The sequence below is a fragment of the Bacteroides sp. GM023 genome (assembly GCF_014750685.1).
Classification (GTDB): domain Bacteria; phylum Bacteroidota; class Bacteroidia; order Bacteroidales; family Bacteroidaceae; genus Bacteroides.
The window spans coordinates 443662-459447 of the sequence record NZ_JAAXGE010000009.1 but is presented as its reverse complement, the minus strand read 5'-3'; the positions used below and the strand labels follow the sequence as shown (position 1 = coordinate 459447).

Annotated in this window: 17 protein-coding genes and 1 tRNA gene; 7 read left to right on the top strand and 11 right to left on the bottom strand. The window is 43.7% G+C overall.

The window, feature by feature from the left end; translation table 11 throughout:
• The first annotated feature begins 52 nt into the window (after window positions 1-52).
• Window positions 53-125 (top strand) — tRNA-Trp (locus tag HC965_RS19960).
• Between the two features lie 54 nt (window positions 126-179).
• Here the strand turns inward: HC965_RS19960 and HC965_RS19955 are convergent.
• Window positions 180-2021, bottom strand: coding sequence for a VWA domain-containing protein (locus HC965_RS19955; protein WP_191033100.1), 1842 nt, complete (start codon window positions 2019-2021; stop codon window positions 180-182).
• A 190-nt stretch (window positions 2022-2211) separates the two neighbouring features.
• Between HC965_RS19955 and HC965_RS19950 the strand changes: the two genes are divergently transcribed.
• From HC965_RS19950 to HC965_RS19930, 5 genes are read left to right on the top strand one after another with little or no spacing between them, the layout of a single operon-like run.
• Window positions 2212-2868 (top strand): CDP-alcohol phosphatidyltransferase family protein, encoded by a 657-nt coding sequence (locus HC965_RS19950; RefSeq protein ID WP_191033099.1) that lies wholly within the window; start codon window positions 2212-2214, stop codon window positions 2866-2868.
• Window positions 2865-3821, top strand: coding sequence for a phosphatidate cytidylyltransferase (locus tag HC965_RS19945; protein ID WP_022138765.1), 957 nt, complete (start codon window positions 2865-2867; stop codon window positions 3819-3821). The genes HC965_RS19950 and HC965_RS19945 overlap by 4 nt, the downstream gene beginning before the upstream one ends.
• 24 nt (window positions 3822-3845) lie before the next feature.
• Window positions 3846-4502 carry a lysophospholipid acyltransferase family protein gene (locus HC965_RS19940; RefSeq protein WP_191033169.1) on the top strand — a complete coding sequence of 219 codons (657 nt, stop codon included), beginning with the start codon at window positions 3846-3848 and terminating at the stop codon, window positions 4500-4502.
• Window positions 4503-5075, top strand: a complete 573-nt coding sequence (locus tag HC965_RS19935; RefSeq protein WP_191033098.1) for an RNA polymerase sigma factor — start codon at window positions 4503-4505, stop codon at window positions 5073-5075. It abuts the gene before it with no gap.
• Complete coding sequence (locus HC965_RS19930) at window positions 5072-6400, top strand: carboxypeptidase-like regulatory domain-containing protein (protein WP_191033097.1); 1329 nt, start codon at window positions 5072-5074, stop codon at window positions 6398-6400. Before HC965_RS19935 ends, HC965_RS19930 begins: the two co-directional genes overlap by 4 nt.
• A gap of 34 nt (window positions 6401-6434) precedes the next feature.
• Here HC965_RS19930 and HC965_RS19925 read toward each other — a convergent pair whose 3' ends face one another.
• The 8 genes from HC965_RS19925 to HC965_RS19890 form a co-directional block, all read right to left on the bottom strand.
• Entirely contained in the window at window positions 6435-7307 is an 873-nt protein-coding gene (locus HC965_RS19925) for a pyridoxamine kinase (protein WP_167963086.1), read from the bottom strand.
• Between the two features lie 246 nt (window positions 7308-7553).
• Entirely contained in the window at window positions 7554-8411 is an 858-nt protein-coding gene (locus tag HC965_RS19920) for a methylated-DNA--[protein]-cysteine S-methyltransferase (RefSeq protein WP_191033096.1), read from the bottom strand.
• 12 nt (window positions 8412-8423) lie between these two features.
• Window positions 8424-8942, bottom strand: coding sequence for a methylated-DNA--[protein]-cysteine S-methyltransferase (locus HC965_RS19915; RefSeq protein WP_191033095.1), 519 nt, complete (start codon window positions 8940-8942; stop codon window positions 8424-8426).
• Window positions 8943-9091: 149 nt separating this feature from the next.
• Window positions 9092-9673, bottom strand: coding sequence for an LUD domain-containing protein (locus HC965_RS19910; RefSeq protein ID WP_191033094.1), 582 nt, complete (start codon window positions 9671-9673; stop codon window positions 9092-9094).
• Window positions 9670-11055, bottom strand: coding sequence for a lactate utilization protein B (locus tag HC965_RS19905; RefSeq protein ID WP_191033093.1), 1386 nt, complete (start codon window positions 11053-11055; stop codon window positions 9670-9672). Before HC965_RS19905 ends, HC965_RS19910 begins: the two co-directional genes overlap by 4 nt.
• Entirely contained in the window at window positions 11052-11792 is a 741-nt protein-coding gene (locus HC965_RS19900) for a (Fe-S)-binding protein (protein WP_191033092.1), read from the bottom strand. The genes HC965_RS19905 and HC965_RS19900 overlap by 4 nt, the downstream gene beginning before the upstream one ends.
• 49 nt (window positions 11793-11841) lie before the next feature.
• Window positions 11842-12387, bottom strand: a complete 546-nt coding sequence (locus HC965_RS19895; RefSeq protein WP_191033091.1) for a radical SAM protein — start codon at window positions 12385-12387, stop codon at window positions 11842-11844.
• Between the two features lie 27 nt (window positions 12388-12414).
• On the bottom strand, window positions 12415-12795 hold the full coding sequence (locus tag HC965_RS19890) for a 6-carboxytetrahydropterin synthase (RefSeq protein ID WP_191033090.1): 381 nt from the start codon (window positions 12793-12795) through the stop codon (window positions 12415-12417).
• A gap of 128 nt (window positions 12796-12923) precedes the next feature.
• Here HC965_RS19890 and HC965_RS19885 point away from each other — a divergent pair, with 128 nt between their 5' ends.
• The gene (locus tag HC965_RS19885) at window positions 12924-13283 is read left to right on the top strand and encodes a YbaN family protein (protein WP_191033089.1); all 360 of its coding nucleotides are present in this window, start codon (window positions 12924-12926) and stop codon (window positions 13281-13283) included.
• On the opposite strand, the gene HC965_RS19880 is transcribed toward HC965_RS19885, so the two are convergent.
• Window positions 13253-13819, bottom strand: a complete 567-nt coding sequence (locus HC965_RS19880) for a nucleosidase (protein ID WP_191033088.1) — start codon at window positions 13817-13819, stop codon at window positions 13253-13255. The genes HC965_RS19885 and HC965_RS19880 overlap by 31 nt on opposite strands.
• 24 nt (window positions 13820-13843) lie before the next feature.
• Window positions 13844-15130, bottom strand: coding sequence for a Fic family protein (locus HC965_RS19875; RefSeq protein WP_191033087.1), 1287 nt, complete (start codon window positions 15128-15130; stop codon window positions 13844-13846).
• Window positions 15131-15786 lie beyond the last annotated feature (656 nt).

The window sequence follows — 15786 nt, the reverse complement described above, 5'->3', positions numbered from 1 at the left end:
TACCCGAATATTTGGAGGTTCAAAAGTTTATACTACCTTTGCAGCCGCAAACACGGGAGTAGCTCAGTTGGTAGAGCACCGGTCTCCAAAACCGGGTGTCGGGAGTTCGAGCCTCTCCTCCCGTGCAAAAAGAAATCCGCAGATAATCGATGATTACCTGCGGTTTTTCTTTTATACCTTTATTTCACCAGGCCTTTAGCTGTCTCAACCAAGCGGATAAATTCTCTTCTATATCCTTTATCATCATTGTTCAGTCCTTGTTTTGCCAGGTTTACCACTTTGTCATAACTGGCGTTTCCTTTGAAGTCAGAATCCCGGAGTAACTGTCCGAACATCGCTACGGCGGAAGCAAAGCGGAAATCAGAAGATACATTATTTCCTTTGCTGTCAACGAAAGGAAGCTCCATTTTCTTGCTGACGTCTTTATCCGGAGCTTTGTAGCGCAGCTTCACAGTCAGGAGTTCACTGGAACCTGTCGGTTTCACGCTCACTTTTTCTTTCTTCTGATATTTCAAATCATCTACCTTACCTACATAGTCATTCTTCACGCCTGTAGGAATTACTTCGTAGAAAGCGGTCACTGTATGTCCTGCACCCATATCTCCGGCATCTTTCGCGTCGTTATTGAAGTCTTCATCTTTCAGCAGACGGCTTTCGTAACCTATCAAACGGTATGCCTGTACTTGTGAAGGATTAAACTCTACCTGCAATTTTACATCTTTCGCAACAGTATGGAGAGTAGCACCAAATTCACCGACCAAGACACGGTTGGCTTCTTGCATATTATCTATATAAGCATAGTTTCCATTTCCCTTTTCTGCCAAAACCTGCATCTTTTTATCTTTATAATTTCCCATTCCATAGCCCAATACGGTAAGGAATACTCCATTCTTCCGTTCTTTCTCTATCAGTTGTTCCAATCCTTCTGCCGAAGAAACGCCTACATTAAAGTCACCGTCGGAGCAGAGAATGATACGGTTATTGCCGTTAGAGATAAAATTCTTCTTCGCTATTTTGTATGCCAACAGGATACCGGCACCACCTGCGGTAGAACCGCCTGCCGTCAGTTCGTCTATCGCTTCGCGAATCTTCTGTTTGTCGCTGCCCGGAGTTGCTTCCAGCTTCACGCCTGCACTGCCTGCATAAGTCACGATAGCTACTTTATCTTTATCACGTAAGTTATTCACCAGTAATTTGAGAGATGACTTCACCAATTCCAAGCGATTGGCTCCCCACATAGAACCGGAGACGTCAATCAGAAAAACTAAATTGGATGCAGGCAGATTATCCGTAGGAATTTCTTTGGCTTTTAATCCGATACGTACCAGGCGGTGGGAAGCATTCCAGGGACATTCTCCGGATTCCATGGTAATTTTCACAGGGTCACTACCTGTCGGTTTCGGGTAATCGTATGAGAAGTAATTCACAAATTCTTCCGTGCGGATAGCATCAGCAGGCGGCAGTTCTCCTTTATTGATAAAACGGCGCATATTACTATAAGAAGCGGCATCCACATCAATAGAGAAAGTCGAAAGTGCGGCATCCGATACATTCTTGAAGCCGTTCTCCTGAATCTGACCGTATTCTTCCGTATTTGCATTATCATACATGATGCCCGGCGTTGGACAGATTGCCATATAAGCAACTGATTTTGTTTTAGCAGTTCTTACATCTTGCCGTCCATAACCTACTACCATACATTCCTCCAATACTAGATTATCCGCTTTCATCTTCACATTCAGTTGTGCTGATTTCACGACTCTTTGTTCCTGTTGGTATCCGATGTAACTGAACAATAGCGTTTCCCCTTTTTTAGTCAGAATAGAATACTGGCCATCCATATTGGTTATTACACCATTAGTAGTTCCCTTAACCAGGACTGAACAACCGATAACCGGATTTCCTGTTTCCTCTTCCGTCACCGTGCCCATCACGGTAATAGTTTGTGCACTCACTGTACCTAAAGAAACAACTGCCATCAGCAGTACGAGCATCATCGCTCTGAATTGACTTGTTTTCATAACCTTATTATTTTTAAATGATACAATTAATTCGCTTTTACTATAGAGATGCAGATTTCACACAGATTCCACAAACCACTCGAAACTTTTTTTTATTTTATTGAAAACAGGCGTATTTCAAAATTCTTCCTCATTCCTTTGCAACTCTTAATATGATGTGTATATTTGCGACTCATAAACACCTGTAAATATGAAAGACGAAGTAGACGGACGGCGGGAAATAGCCTCACGAAACACCGCTTGGGCTCATATTATCGCCCGTAAACTTACCCGTTGGGGCGTTACCCCCAATCAAATATCCATGATGAGCGTATTTTTTGCCCTGATTGGTTGTCTCCTGCTGATAAGTACAGTTATCTATCCCGATTTCAATAAATATGTTGCCTATATCCTGTTTATTGTTTGTATGCAATCACGGTTGCTCTGCAATCTGTTTGATGGAATGGTAGCCATCGAAGGAGGAAAGAAAAGTGCCAACGGCGACCTTTATAATGATATGCCCGACCGCTTTGCCGATGCCCTGTTCATCATTCCGGTGGGTTATGTCGCAGGCGGGTTCGGAATAGAACTGGGGTGGCTGGCTGCCCTGCTTGCTGTAATGACCGCTTATTTCCGCTGGATAGGTGCTCATAAGACACAACAGCATTTCTTCAACGGGCCGATGGCGAAACAACACCGCATGGCATTACTGACTTTCGCTTTCGTTGTCGCCACCTGCACCCTGCATTGGGGATACGAACAGATGGTATGTCTTATTACCCTTATAGTTATGAATATCGGTCTGATTGCCACACTTATCTATCGGCTGTATCTCATGTCGCACACTACAAACCATGAAATAAAATGAAAGAACTACTAGACAAAATCTTCCCTACGCTAAGCGATGAACTAATCATTGTTATCTCTCTTATTATCGGATTACTTGTCACGGCAAGTATTCTTCTTTTCCTTGTAAAGAAGCTGTCTCCGAAAACAAATATCAGTGAACTCACCGCCCGCACCCGTTCTTGGTGGATTATGGCAGCTATGTTTATTGGTGCTGTATTTATCAGCTATGATATTTCTTATTTCTTCCTCGCCTTCCTCTCTTTCATAGCCTTCAGGGAACTTTATTCTGTGCTGGGGTTCAGAGAAGCAGACCGCGGGGCACTGTTTTGGGGGATACTGGCTATTCCTATCCAATATTATCTTGCCTATATAGCGTGGTATGGAGCATATATCATCTTCATTCCGGTAGTTATGTTCCTCGTACTCCCTTTCCGGCTCGTCTTGAAAGGAGAGACACACGGCATCACCAAGTCAATGGCACTATTGCAATGGATACTGATGCTTTCCGTATTCGGTATCAGTCACCTTGCCTATCTCCTCTCGCTTCCCGAACTGCCGGGCTTCAATGCGGGCGGACGCGGATTATTACTATTCCTTGTATTCCTTACGGAAATCAATGACATCATGCAGTTCGTATGGGGAAAACTCTTCGGACGACATAAGATTCTGCCGAAAGTTAGTCCCAACAAGACATGGGAAGGCTTCCTGGGCGGTGTTATCAGCACTACCATCATCGGTTATTTCCTGGGATTCCTCACTCCGCTTTCCGGCCCTAATGTAATCCTGGTAAGTGCACTCATTGCCATTGCCGGATTCTCGGGAGATGTCGTTATCTCAGCCATCAAGCGGGATAAAGGAATCAAGGACATGGGAAACAGCATCCCCGGACACGGTGGCGTATTCGACCGCATTGATTCCCTGTCCTATACGGCTCCTGTATTCTTTCATTTAGTCTATTACATTGCTTATTAAGCGGAAACGATGAAAAAGAGATTCATGCAATCTGCCGCTATGCAGATTATATATAAAGGTATTTTCCACTGGTTCCTGAAGTTAATCGTAGGAGTCCAGTTCACCGACTGCCGCTTTCTCAGGAAGGAAAAGCAATTTATTATTCTTGCCAACCACAACAGTCACCTGGATACATTGAGCCTGCTATCCTCCCTGCCCGGCGACCTTCTGTGGAAGGTCAAACCCGTAGCTGCAGAGGATTATTTCGGAAGAACCCGCTTTCAGGCTTCCATGAGCAATTATTTTATCAATACGCTTTTAATCAGAAGAAAAGGAGAAAAAGATTCGGAGCACGACCCTATCCGTAAAATGCTTGAAGCCATTGATGCCGGATATTCACTCATCCTTTTTCCCGAAGGTACAAGAGGGAAACCGGAACAAATGGGAAAGATAAAATCCGGTATAGCCCGCATCCTGTCCCTGCGTCCTGAACTAAAATATGTACCTGTATTTATGACCGGTATGGGACGTTCCCTGCCCAAAGGCAAAATGCTACTGTTACCTTATAAAGCATCCATCCATTACGGTATGCCTGCATTGGTGAAGAGTACGGATACACACGAAATTCTGAACCAGGTAACAGAGGATTTTGAAGAAATGAAAGAAAAATATCAGGTTATTATAGAAGAAGACGAAGAATAGATGCTGTTTTTCAAAAGAAACATATCGAAGCTATCGGACGAAGAGTTACTTACACACTATATAAAGTCCGGGGATACGGAGTATTTCGGTGAATTGTATAACCGTTATATCCCGTTACTGTATGGACTTTGCCTGAAATATCTGCAAGATGAAGACCGTGCCCAGGAAGCTGTGATGCAGTTGTTTGAAGACTTATTGCCCAAGATGGGCAACTACGAGATAAAGGTCTTCAAGCCGTGGCTCTACCGGGTAGGCAAGAATCATTGCTTGCAGCTTTTACGAAAAGAAAATAAAGAGATTTCGTTAGATTATAGCATTAATGTTATGGAATCCGACGAATTTCTGCATCTATTAAGTGAAGAGGAAAGTTCGGAAGAGCAATTGAAGGCATTGCATCACTGCCTGGAACAGTTGCCCAAAGAACAACGCCTCAGCATTACGCGTTTCTTCTTAGAGGAGATGTCCTATGCTGACGTTGCCGAACAAACCGGATTTACTCTGAACAATGTGAAAAGCTATATCCAAAACGGAAAGCGAAACTTAAAAAATTGCATTAAGAAACAGACCCTATGAAACTATTGGACTACATACGAGGACTCCGCAAAGGAAAAGAGGCACATCGACTGGAAAAAGAGTCGATGAAAGACTCGTTCCTGGCTGATGCTATGGATGGATACAGCCAGGTGGAAGGGAATCACGAAGAACGAATCAGGAAATTGCGGATGCAAGTCTCGGCTCATTCTTCAAAGAGAAAGAATTCATACGCTGTCACCTGGAGCATTGCTGCCTGTCTCGTTATCGGAATCGGTATCAGCAGCTATTTCCTGTTCCTGAAAAAGAGTATGACAGAGGATATGTTGTTTATTGCCAAAGAGGATACTCCTTCAGCAGTTTTTGAGCCTGCCAGCCCGCCTGCTCCCGCTCCTGTTTCGACCCCTACTCCTGCCGTAAAAGAAAATACTGCCTTATCTGCTGAAAGGACAGACCGGGATTCCGCACATGAAGTGACCGTGAAGCAGACAGGGAGAAAGGATATTATCGCCAAAAGTAAATCGGCTGCGAAAACACAAGATGTATTTGTAGAGCCAGTGTCGGCATTAGAAGAATCTGCCGAGTCCATGATGATGCAGGAAGCAAGAGCAGTGGCAGCAACGGACACTTTTCATTCCGAATCCGACAATAAAATGAGGATAGCGAAAGTAGTGGCCAATCCTACACAGAACATGATAAAAGGAAAGGTAACGAACGAGAAGGGAGAACCTATCATCGGAGCCAGTGTGCTCTATAAAGGTAGCAATTTCGGAACGATTACAGACCTCAATGGAGAGTTTTCTTTACTAAAACAAGAAGGTCAGAAAAAGTTGACTGCACAATATATCGGATACGAACCGGTAGAGATTCCGGTGGATAGCAGCCGTACAATGCTCATTGCCATGAACGAAGATAATCAGACACTTAGTGAAGTGGTTGTAGTGGGATATGGAGCACAAAAGAAAAAGAAGTCAATTACTGCCGGAAATGTTGCGGCGGCCAAAGGAAAGATTGACGAAAAGAGTGATAAAAAGATTGACGAAAAGATTGATGAAAAGATTGACGAAAAGATTGATGAAAAAAATGGAGAAAAGATTGACGAACGGACTCCAGAACCTATTATCGGCAAACGCAAATATCAGAAGTATCTGAAAGACAGTCTGATTCGTCCGACAGATGAATCATGTAAAGACGTGAAAGGAGAAGTTATTCTTTCGTTCCTGATTGACAAGGAAGGAAAGCCGCAGAATATTACCGTAACAAAAGGATTATGCGAATCAGCAGATAAAGAAGCCATACGTTTAATCAAAGAAGGTCCTAAATGGACAGCAGGAAAGCTACCGGTAGAAGTAAAAGTGAAGTTCTGATAAACTCAAAACTTCACTCCTTCTGTTCTTTATATCAAATCAGTTCATAACTTGCCATCTGTATCGGCATATCCAAATTGTGAAGTACTTTTTCCAATAGGATACCTTCGCGGTTGTCATATTCATAGCCGAAAGTGGCACGGATACCTTGCAAGATAAACTGCGTGGCACGGTCTAGTGCCATTGGAAGGCTGTCTCCCTGCATTAAAGAACCGGTGATGACACTGGTAAAAGTATCTCCTGTGCCCGGATAATGGGCAGGCAGATAAGGACAGGTCACTTTCCAATAACGGTTTCCTTGGCGGTTATAGGCGTAAACGGACGTTTTATGAGGTTCATCATGTACAGGGACACTGGTAATGATAACGACTTCCGGGCCTTTATCAGATAAAAGACGAAGATATTCTTTCAATTCTTCATCCGTATTATCTGCCTTATAAGGTCTGTCCAGCAAATAGAACAGTTCCGTCAGATTAGGAGTAATCACATCCGCTTTCGTTATCAGGTGACGCATCTCTTTTACCATCTCCATATCAAAGTTGGTATATAGGCGGCCGTTATCTCCCAGCACCGGGTCAGCTACTACCAAGCTATCCGGCTGACGGAAGTCTTTGATAAAATCGGAAACAATCTGTATCTGCTTCGGCGAACCGAGGTATCCGGTGTAAATGGCGTCGAATTGTACTTCCAACTTTTTCCATCCGGCTATAATCTTCGGCATTTCATCGGTGAGGTCTAAAAAGGAGAAGCCGGGATATTGCGTATGATTGGACAATACCGCCGTAGGAAGCGGACAAACCTGAAAGCCCATTGATGAAAGAATAGGAATAACGACAGTCAGAGATACGCGCCCCATTCCCGAAAGGTCATGGACGGCGGCTATTTTCTTTACTTTATTGGCATACATATTATTTTTATTTAAACAGTTTATTATTCTTCTGAATCAACGAGCTGGAACAAACGCTCTATTTACACCAAACGGAGCCTCTATTTCGGGTAAACAGAAGCTCTGTTTTACTGTAACAGAGCCTCTGTTTTGTTGTGCTAACAAAAATAAAGCTCCATTGTTTTGAAACCAAATTTATTTTAGATTTTAATCGGATTGATATAGCCAATTGAGTAATGAACTTATAACGGAATATTCGAATGGTCTTCATATTGTCTTTGAGATTTTCTCTTTTTGGGCAGCCTCCCAACCGATAATAGCAGTCTTGCGAATTTCACCCCAATGATAATTGCCAAATTCTCCCGTAGTTCGAATAACCCGGTGACACGGTATCAGAAACGCCACAGGATTCTCGCCAACTGCCGTACCGACAGCCCTGCAAGCCCGTGGATTATCGATTTGCGAAGCAACGTCCCCATAGGTTGTCAATCCTCCGGCGGGAATCTTGAGCAGAGTTTCCCACACTTTGAGTTGGAAATCCGTACCTTTCAGGTGCAACTTGATTTCTTTAAGCCTGCTCCAGTCACGCGTGAAGATAAATAATGCATTTTGTTGGATTCCGTCCACCATCTGCGTGTACCGTGCACGAGGGAATTTCTTTTGCAGAGAATTGAAAGCGTCTGTTTGGTTGTCCGCGAACTCCATACAGCAGATTCCTTTTTCGGTCGATGCGATTAGTATTTCACCGAACGGACTTTCGGCGAAACTATAATTGATGGTGAGATTTTCACCGCCATTCTTGTATTCGCCCGGTGTCATTCCTTCTATATTGACGAACAGGTCGTACAACCGTCCCGTTCCTGAAAGCCCTGTTTCCAATGCGGCATCGAAGAGTGAAGCATGGGTTTCGTCCAGTATCTTCTTAGCGTATTCGATACTGGTATATTGCAGGAATTTCTTGGGACTGACTCCTGCCCATTCAGTAAATACCCGCTGGAAACGGGAGGTGCTCAAAGCAACTTCGTTCGCAATTTCGTCCAGTCCCGGCTGATGCTTGAAATTTGCACGAATATATTCGATTGCTTGCGCGATGCGCGTATAGTCGAGTGTTTCCTGTCCGTTCATCAGAGGCTCCGTTTATTCGTTATTCGCTTCCAGTTCCAACAGGTATTTTTTCGCCGGAAGTCCTCCACCATAGCCCGTCAGCGAACGGTCACTGCCTATTATCCGATGACAGGGCGCAAAAATCGACATGGAGTTCGCCCCGTTGGCATTGGCTACCGCACGGACAGCCTTGGACATACCGATACGCTGTGCCATTTCTCCATAAGAAATCGTCTGACCGAAAGGAATCTTCAGTAGTTCGTTCCATACAACCTTTTGAAACTCCGTACCGACGAAAAGGAGCGGGACAGTGAATTCTTTGCGTTTTCCTGCAAAGAATTCGTCGAGTTGTCTTGCGGCCTCTCCAATCACGTCCGACATTCCTTCCTCAAATTCGGCACGTAATATCCGTTTCAATCGTTTATCCACATGTTCCCGGTGCTTTTCTACCTGCCAGTCGCATAGACAGAGCTTGTCGCCAAATGAGCCGAGCATCAATGTACCACACGGCGATTCATAACGTTTAATCTTGATTATATTCTTCTCTTTCATACAAATTTCGTACGGTCTGTAACCGCTTTTATGTCATTCACGGTGCAATATATATTTTTGTTTTGACTATACAAAGTTACTGCAAGGCTTTTTCATAAACGACCCGAAAATTGCTATATTCAATTCAAAGTTAGAATAATAAACAGACACTACATTAATATGACCAACACATCCCGTGCACCATGCGCGCCCATCACCAATGCCTGCTCGATATCGGCAGTCTTTGAAGGGCCGGAGATGAACGTACCGAACTTATATTCCTGTCCATCCAATTCCCGGTAAGCATCATACATCGTATTCACAATCTTATTCCGGTCGAGCAGAATGACTAACTTCTCCGAGATAAAATAAACAGCTTTATACTTTACTGTCTGCGGAATCCAAATAGCTCCGTTCTCGGCTACGCCGATTTCTCCTTTCACCACTGCTACGTCCGTACCATCCAATTCTTTCGGGTCGTCCAGGTTATCAGGATTGAAAGTGGCACAGGAAATATCCGGCAATACGGAAGCAATGCGCATAGCGTCGGGATACGTCCGGCGAATTACGGCATTCACATCTTCTCCTTTACCCAATACAACTGCTGTGCCGCCGACCGCACGGCTGATAGCACAAAATTGCTCTATCTTATCGGGATATGACAATCGTTTCATATCCGCTATATCCGGTTTATCGTAACGCACCTGCGTATTCTTTCGGATACTGGCTAATATCTCTTCCCTGCTACTCATTTGGATTCCTCCTTTCCCTGTACTTTATTTTTCTTCCACATTTCATTGAACGACTCTTTGGCAAACTCCGGTAGTTCACGTCCCTTGCCCCATTCATCCAAATTATTGTATTTCATAAAACGCGGCAGACCATTTATCACCGGAGATGCCCACAAAGCTGCATTGAACAATGCCGGACGTTCCATCAGGAACTTCATGCCACCGGACATAATCTTCTTTCCCGTATTTGCCTTTCCAAGACCATCCAAATCCTGACGCCATTTATAAATCTGTTCGGCCAAATCGACTTTCACCGGGCAGACATCGGAACAGGACATACACAAGGAACAGGCAGAAAGATTATCGTAATATTTCTCCGGGTCATGAGCCATCCCCAAATTGATTCCGATAGGGCCGGGAATGAAATATGTATAAGAGTATCCCCCACTCCGGCGATATACAGGACAAGTATTCATGCAGGCGCCACAACGGATGCAATTCAGTGTCTTGATATGGTCGGGCTTGGAAAGCAGGGAGCTTCGGCCGTTGTCTACAATGATGATATGGTATTCGCCACCCTCACGCGGACGACGGTAATGAGAAGTGTATGTTGTCACTGGCTGCCCGGTAGCCGAACGGGCCAGTAACCGGGTGAATACACCCAGCGAATCCAAATCCGGTACAATCTTTTCCATACCGAAAGCGGCGATATTCAGTTTCGGGTAGGAAGTTCCCATGTCGGCATTTCCTTCATTGGTACAGACCACGATGTCTCCGGTTGAAGCCACAGCAAAATTGGCTCCTGTCATGGCTGCTTCGGCATTCAGGAATAGATGCCGCAGATTCTTGCGGGCGGCATGAGTCAGGTAAGTAGGGTCGAAGTTTCCTTTTTCCGTTCCCATCTCCTTTTCAAAAAGTTCTCCTACCTGTTCCCGTTTGATGTGGATGGCAGGCAGTACGATATGGCTGGGTTCGAGATGCATTAACTGGAGGATGCGTTCGCCCAAATCGGATTCTACGACATCAATGCCACGTTCCATCAGGAAAGGATTCAAGCCACATTCTTCGGCAAGCATCGACTTACTTTTGATGAAATGGTGCACATTATGTTCGTTCAGTATCTCATAGACGATGGCGCAGTATTCATCGGCATCCTTCGCCCAATGGACGATGGCACCGTTGGCGGTAGCGTTCTTCTCGAACTCCAGCAGCAGTTCTTCGAGATGGCTGTTGGAATACAGTTTCAGTTCACAAGCCTTGTTGCGCAACTCTTCCCATTCGGGAACTTCCTTACTCATCTTATCCCTTTTGGCGCGGACCATCCAAAGGGTTTCGTTATGCCATGCTGCCATCTTGCTGTCCTGCAAGAACTTTTCGGCAGCCTTTGAATGTTTGGTACTCATGATTGCGACGCTAGAATTTCTACAATATGGATAATCTGAATCGGCAGGTGTTCCCGTTTGATGACACCTTGCATATGCATCAGGCAGGAACTGTCGGCTCCGACGATATATTCGGCTCCGGTAGCCATGTGGTCTTTCACCTTATCACGTCCCATGCAGACGGATACGGCCTGTTCTTCTACGGCAAACATACCGCCAAAGCCACAGCATTCGTCGATATGGCTGGGGTCGAAAACTTCGATACCTTCGACCATGTCGAGCAAATCACGTAATTTATTATAATAAGGAATATTTAACTCCGTAGGAGCCGAAATAAACAATTCGCGTACCCCATGACAGCTATTGTGAATACTGACTTTATGCGGAAAGCGCGCCGGAATTTTCGAAGGCTTCAACACATCGTGAATAAACTCACAAAGGTCATAAATTTTCCCTGCACTCTGGCAGATATGACCTTCTTTCTCCAAGATGCCGGGGTGGTTCTCTTTCACGAAAGCCACACAACTGGCGGATGGGCCGACAATGTAATCGTACTCTTGAAACAAATCACCAAAACGGAGTGCTAACTTCACCGATTCATCTTCAAAACCGGCATTTGCCATCGGTTGTCCGCAACAGGTCTGGTCCAACGGATAATCGACGTCTACTCCCAAACTTTTCAATAGTCTATACGATGCCACTCCCACATTGGGATAGATAGCATTGATATAACAAGGAATAAACAAACCTACTTTCATACTATATTTTGTAATAAATTAAGCTCTTCCGCTACATCCGTTTATCAGGCTATCGGATGTCGATTAATTTGTGTGTTTGCAGGCTTAGTCTCCATTTGGGATGTCGCATTACACAGTCCACTGTTGAAGCAGTGTTATTACAAGAACAAGGCTGAAGGAAAAAATGTTCGGCAGGAAGTAGTTCATAAATACTTATATCTTGTCCTTCATAGACTACTTTTACTTCATCCATCCGGTCGAGACCCAGTTTCACGCCCTGCTTGGGTGAGCAGGTCACCCAGTCAATGGCTTCGGGCAGGGGGCGCGTGCCGTTTGTTTCGATACAAACATATTTACCCGCCCGGTGCAGGCGGTCGATAAATTCGTCATCAATCCATAAGGAAGGTTCGCCACCCGTCAGGATAACGGTAACGGCAGGATATTTCTCCACTTCGGCGATAATTTCGTCGTCGGTCATCATTCTTCCTTCCTCGTGGCAGGTGTCACAAAAGTCACATTCCAGGTTGCAGCCGGAGAAACGGATAAAAGTGGCGGGGGTTCCGGTATGGTATCCTTCGCCCTGCAAACTGTAGAAGATTTCATTAATCTTTCTCATCGTCATATGTATTTTGTTTGCTGCTCTTTACTCCTGTTCTTCTCTTGCCGTGTGGTCTTTTTCTTCTCCTGAGGTATAGTCTTTTTCGTAGATTACGATGTTTCCTTCGGATTCCTGCACTTCTACTTTATAGCATTGCGGAATCTGCTTGCAAACCCATCGGGCGATATTCTCGGCTGTGGGATTAAATGGAAGTACTTCATTCAGATTTTGGTGGTCGAGTTTCTCCGTGACCACTTCTTTGATGCGGGTGAAATCTACCACCATTCCTTCGGAGTTGAGTCGTGTGGAACGACAATAGACGGTGATAATCCAGTTGTGACCGTGTAAACTGGCGCATTTACTGCGATACGGGAGCACCAGCTTATGGGAAGCTGAAATCTCCATGCGTTTGATTACTGTAAACATTGCTGTATGTATTTTAATAGTTACATGCATCTAATGTCACCTCGATGCAACGGCAAAGGTAATACAAAATAGAGTTTTCATTCAGCAAAGACAGTTATTTTTTCCTATTTTCGTACTATCTTTGCCGCATGAAAACTCTGTATATTGTTTTAGGAAGCATTTCCCTGGCACTCGGCATTCTTGGCATCTTTCTGCCACTATTGCCTACCACCCCTTTTTTACTACTTACCGCCGCCCTTTATTTCAAAGGGTCGCCCCGACTATACAATTGGCTACTGAACCATCGGCACTTCGGTCCTTATATTCGCAACTACCGCGAAAATAAAGCTATTCCGCTCCGTGCCAAAATCATTTCTCTCGTATTGATGTGGGGCACCATGCTTTACTGCATCTTCTTCCTGATTCCCCTGATATGGGTAAAGATTCTCCTGGGACTGATAGCCGCAGGTGTCACTTATCATATTCTTTCTTTCAAAACATTGAGATAGTCGGAAAGTCCCTGACGGGCATCTGCCAGCTTATCTTCCCAATGCTTCACGGAATTCTGACCGATAATGTCAGTTACATATTTCACGGAGATAAACGGAATTTCTTTCGAACGGCAAACGAATGCCTGTGCATAGGCTTCCATATCTACGACATCTCCGCTAACATGAGTCAGCTCCGTCAAGAAACCATCTCCTGTATTGCAGATTCCGTCTTCCGTCCAGTGCTTGCAATAGCCTTTTTCTTCGAGCAGAGCCGATGAGTCAACTTCGCATTCCAGCCCGAACTCTTTCATTTTCTGCATATCACGGTCGATGAACTTGCGACAGACGAAGATGTCTCCCACCCGATGATTGACGGTCCCCGCACTTCCGATATTCAACACCATATCCGGCTGTACCTGACGAATCGCCTCTGCCAAATGAAAGGCAGATTTCACTTTACCAATGCCTGTACGGATGTAATAGGGTTCTACATCAGGCCATTTAATCTCTACAAATTCGCCTTGAACGGCGTAGGTTACTAATATTTTCAACATATATTTTTCTATTTCATAAAAATTCTATTCCGAAAGATAAGCAAAATACTTAAATACCAAGTCATCAATTGACATTTCATTTTGCTCAAAACGTATTTTGTCCAGTGGAGATATCCCCTCTTCTATTGTCTTTTGCCCCTTATATACAGTAGAAATATAGTCTTTCCCATCACGATTGATAATAGCCGAATCTGTAAAATCAAACATTCTGGAATCAGGCACTATATAATTCAATGTATATGATATATCTCTGACACGTCCTTGCACAGGAGAAAGAATTCCTTTTGCTACCAAGTCTTTCACATCCCGAGTTGCAGTATCCAAGGAGATTTCGGCTAGTTTACTCCAGTTTTTAGCAGTCAACTTTCCTTCGTAACCATTCAAATATATATTGAGAATATTCCGTTGCCTTTCTGTAATAACCGCTTCTGAATGATTCTTCCAAAAGGTAGCTTTATTGAGTATTTCACTCAACATTATATTAGATTCACTAACAGCCCGTTCAATACAAGTAAAATACCATTCCAACCATTCTGTAATATCACCATTCCCGCGTTGTGTACGTTCCAACATACGATAATATTCTTTTTTCTCTTTACTAATTTGCAGAGACATACTGAAAAAACGTAATTTGCTACGGTCTATTTGCGATAATACCATATCTGATATAGCTCTTGCAATTCGCCCGTTTCCATCATCAAACGGATGAATGCATACAAACCACAGATGAGCTATTGCAGACTTCACTAATGATGGAGATATATTTTTATCATTGAACCATAAAAAGAACTTATTCATTTCATCTAGTACCCGTTCCGGTTCTGGTGCGCGATAGTGTACCCTTTCCCGTCCGAATGTTCCGGATACAACTTCCATAGATTCATCCCGGTATGCCCCCACTACAATATCCGAAAATCCACTTTTGCCTGTTGGGAAAAGCGCTGCGTGCCATCCGAATAATCTATCATGATTCAATGGAGTGTCATAGTTCATCACAGCATCAAGCATCATCTCAACAACTCCGTCAACATAATGCGTTGGTTCTTTGGTATCCGGCACGGTCACACCTAATTTTCGGGCGACAGAAGAACGTACTTCTGCCGTATTCAAAGTTATCCCTTCGATTTCGGAAGATGAAACAACATCGTGTGTAACCGCCTCTACGGTAGCCGCCATCTGATTATCAAATCCAATAGTACTTAGGCGACCCGCAAGGTATCCGATAGTTCTGTTTGTCCGGGCTATTTGTTCCGACAAACGGTTAGCATTCCATCTGAACAATGTCCAGTTTTCTATTTCGTGAATAAACATATCGTAGATTATTTCTACAAAAATAACTCTTTAATTGAAGTAATCAACAAAGTTGCGGTTAAAATCAGCAAATAAGCCGCATATTTTGCGGCTTATTTGCTGATTTTAACCGCAACTCATTCAACTATAGCCTATATCTCAAGTATTAACACTCAATACACAGACTGTTAACATCTGATATACAAGACATTAACACCTGAGACATAGGCTATTAATACTCAGCAACCCGAACATTAACTTTTACAACGAAAAAGTTTAATAGTCAAGACATGATTCATTAATCATTTCCCTTATTAATTTTTTTTCTACCTTTGCAATGTTTCAAATCGACAAGATGTTTTTACCAACCTATAAGGAAGATTTAATAAGTTCTACCGCACCTATTAATAATTCCCCCTTATCCTTTAGCAAATTCATCCGCATAAATTAACCTGTTTCACCTGAGCAACTGCCCAAACGCACTTGTGTAACCGCCGATACACACAAGTGCATCCAGTCAGTTACTCAAGTGCAACAAACAATAATCATCTAAAAGAAATTGTATCATGAACATACTTTATAGAACGACATGAAACAAATAGAGTCGTTAAAAGATTGAAATTCAAACAATTACCATAAAAATGCAGTTTCATCTCCGAAAAAGGCCTAAACTCTAT

Coding starts and splice junctions, on each gene's coding strand:
- HC965_RS19905 (WP_191033093.1), bottom strand. CDS start 11,055: ATGAGTACCAAACATTCAAAGGCTGCCGAAAAGTTCTTGCAGGACAGC.
- HC965_RS19875 (WP_191033087.1), bottom strand. CDS start 15,130: ATGTTTATTCACGAAATAGAAAACTGGACATTGTTCAGATGGAATGCT.
- HC965_RS19910 (WP_191033094.1), bottom strand. CDS start 9,673: ATGAGTAGCAGGGAAGAGATATTAGCCAGTATCCGAAAGAATACGCAG.
- HC965_RS19900 (WP_191033092.1), bottom strand. CDS start 11,792: ATGAAAGTAGGTTTGTTTATTCCTTGTTATATCAATGCTATCTATCCC.
- HC965_RS19895 (WP_191033091.1), bottom strand. CDS start 12,387: ATGAGAAAGATTAATGAAATCTTCTACAGTTTGCAGGGCGAAGGATAC.
- HC965_RS19880 (WP_191033088.1), bottom strand. CDS start 13,819: ATGTTGAAAATATTAGTAACCTACGCCGTTCAAGGCGAATTTGTAGAG.
- HC965_RS19885 (WP_191033089.1), top strand. CDS start 12,924: ATGAAAACTCTGTATATTGTTTTAGGAAGCATTTCCCTGGCACTCGGC.
- HC965_RS19940 (WP_191033169.1), top strand. CDS start 3,846: ATGCAATCTGCCGCTATGCAGATTATATATAAAGGTATTTTCCACTGG.
- HC965_RS19915 (WP_191033095.1), bottom strand. CDS start 8,942: ATGAAAGAGAAGAATATAATCAAGATTAAACGTTATGAATCGCCGTGT.
- HC965_RS19930 (WP_191033097.1), top strand. CDS start 5,072: ATGAAACTATTGGACTACATACGAGGACTCCGCAAAGGAAAAGAGGCA.
- HC965_RS19890 (WP_191033090.1), bottom strand. CDS start 12,795: ATGTTTACAGTAATCAAACGCATGGAGATTTCAGCTTCCCATAAGCTG.
- HC965_RS19920 (WP_191033096.1), bottom strand. CDS start 8,411: ATGAACGGACAGGAAACACTCGACTATACGCGCATCGCGCAAGCAATC.
- HC965_RS19935 (WP_191033098.1), top strand. CDS start 4,503: ATGCTGTTTTTCAAAAGAAACATATCGAAGCTATCGGACGAAGAGTTA.
- HC965_RS19955 (WP_191033100.1), bottom strand. CDS start 2,021: ATGAAAACAAGTCAATTCAGAGCGATGATGCTCGTACTGCTGATGGCA.
- HC965_RS19950 (WP_191033099.1), top strand. CDS start 2,212: ATGAAAGACGAAGTAGACGGACGGCGGGAAATAGCCTCACGAAACACC.
- HC965_RS19945 (WP_022138765.1), top strand. CDS start 2,865: ATGAAAGAACTACTAGACAAAATCTTCCCTACGCTAAGCGATGAACTA.
- HC965_RS19925 (WP_167963086.1), bottom strand. CDS start 7,307: ATGTATGCCAATAAAGTAAAGAAAATAGCCGCCGTCCATGACCTTTCG.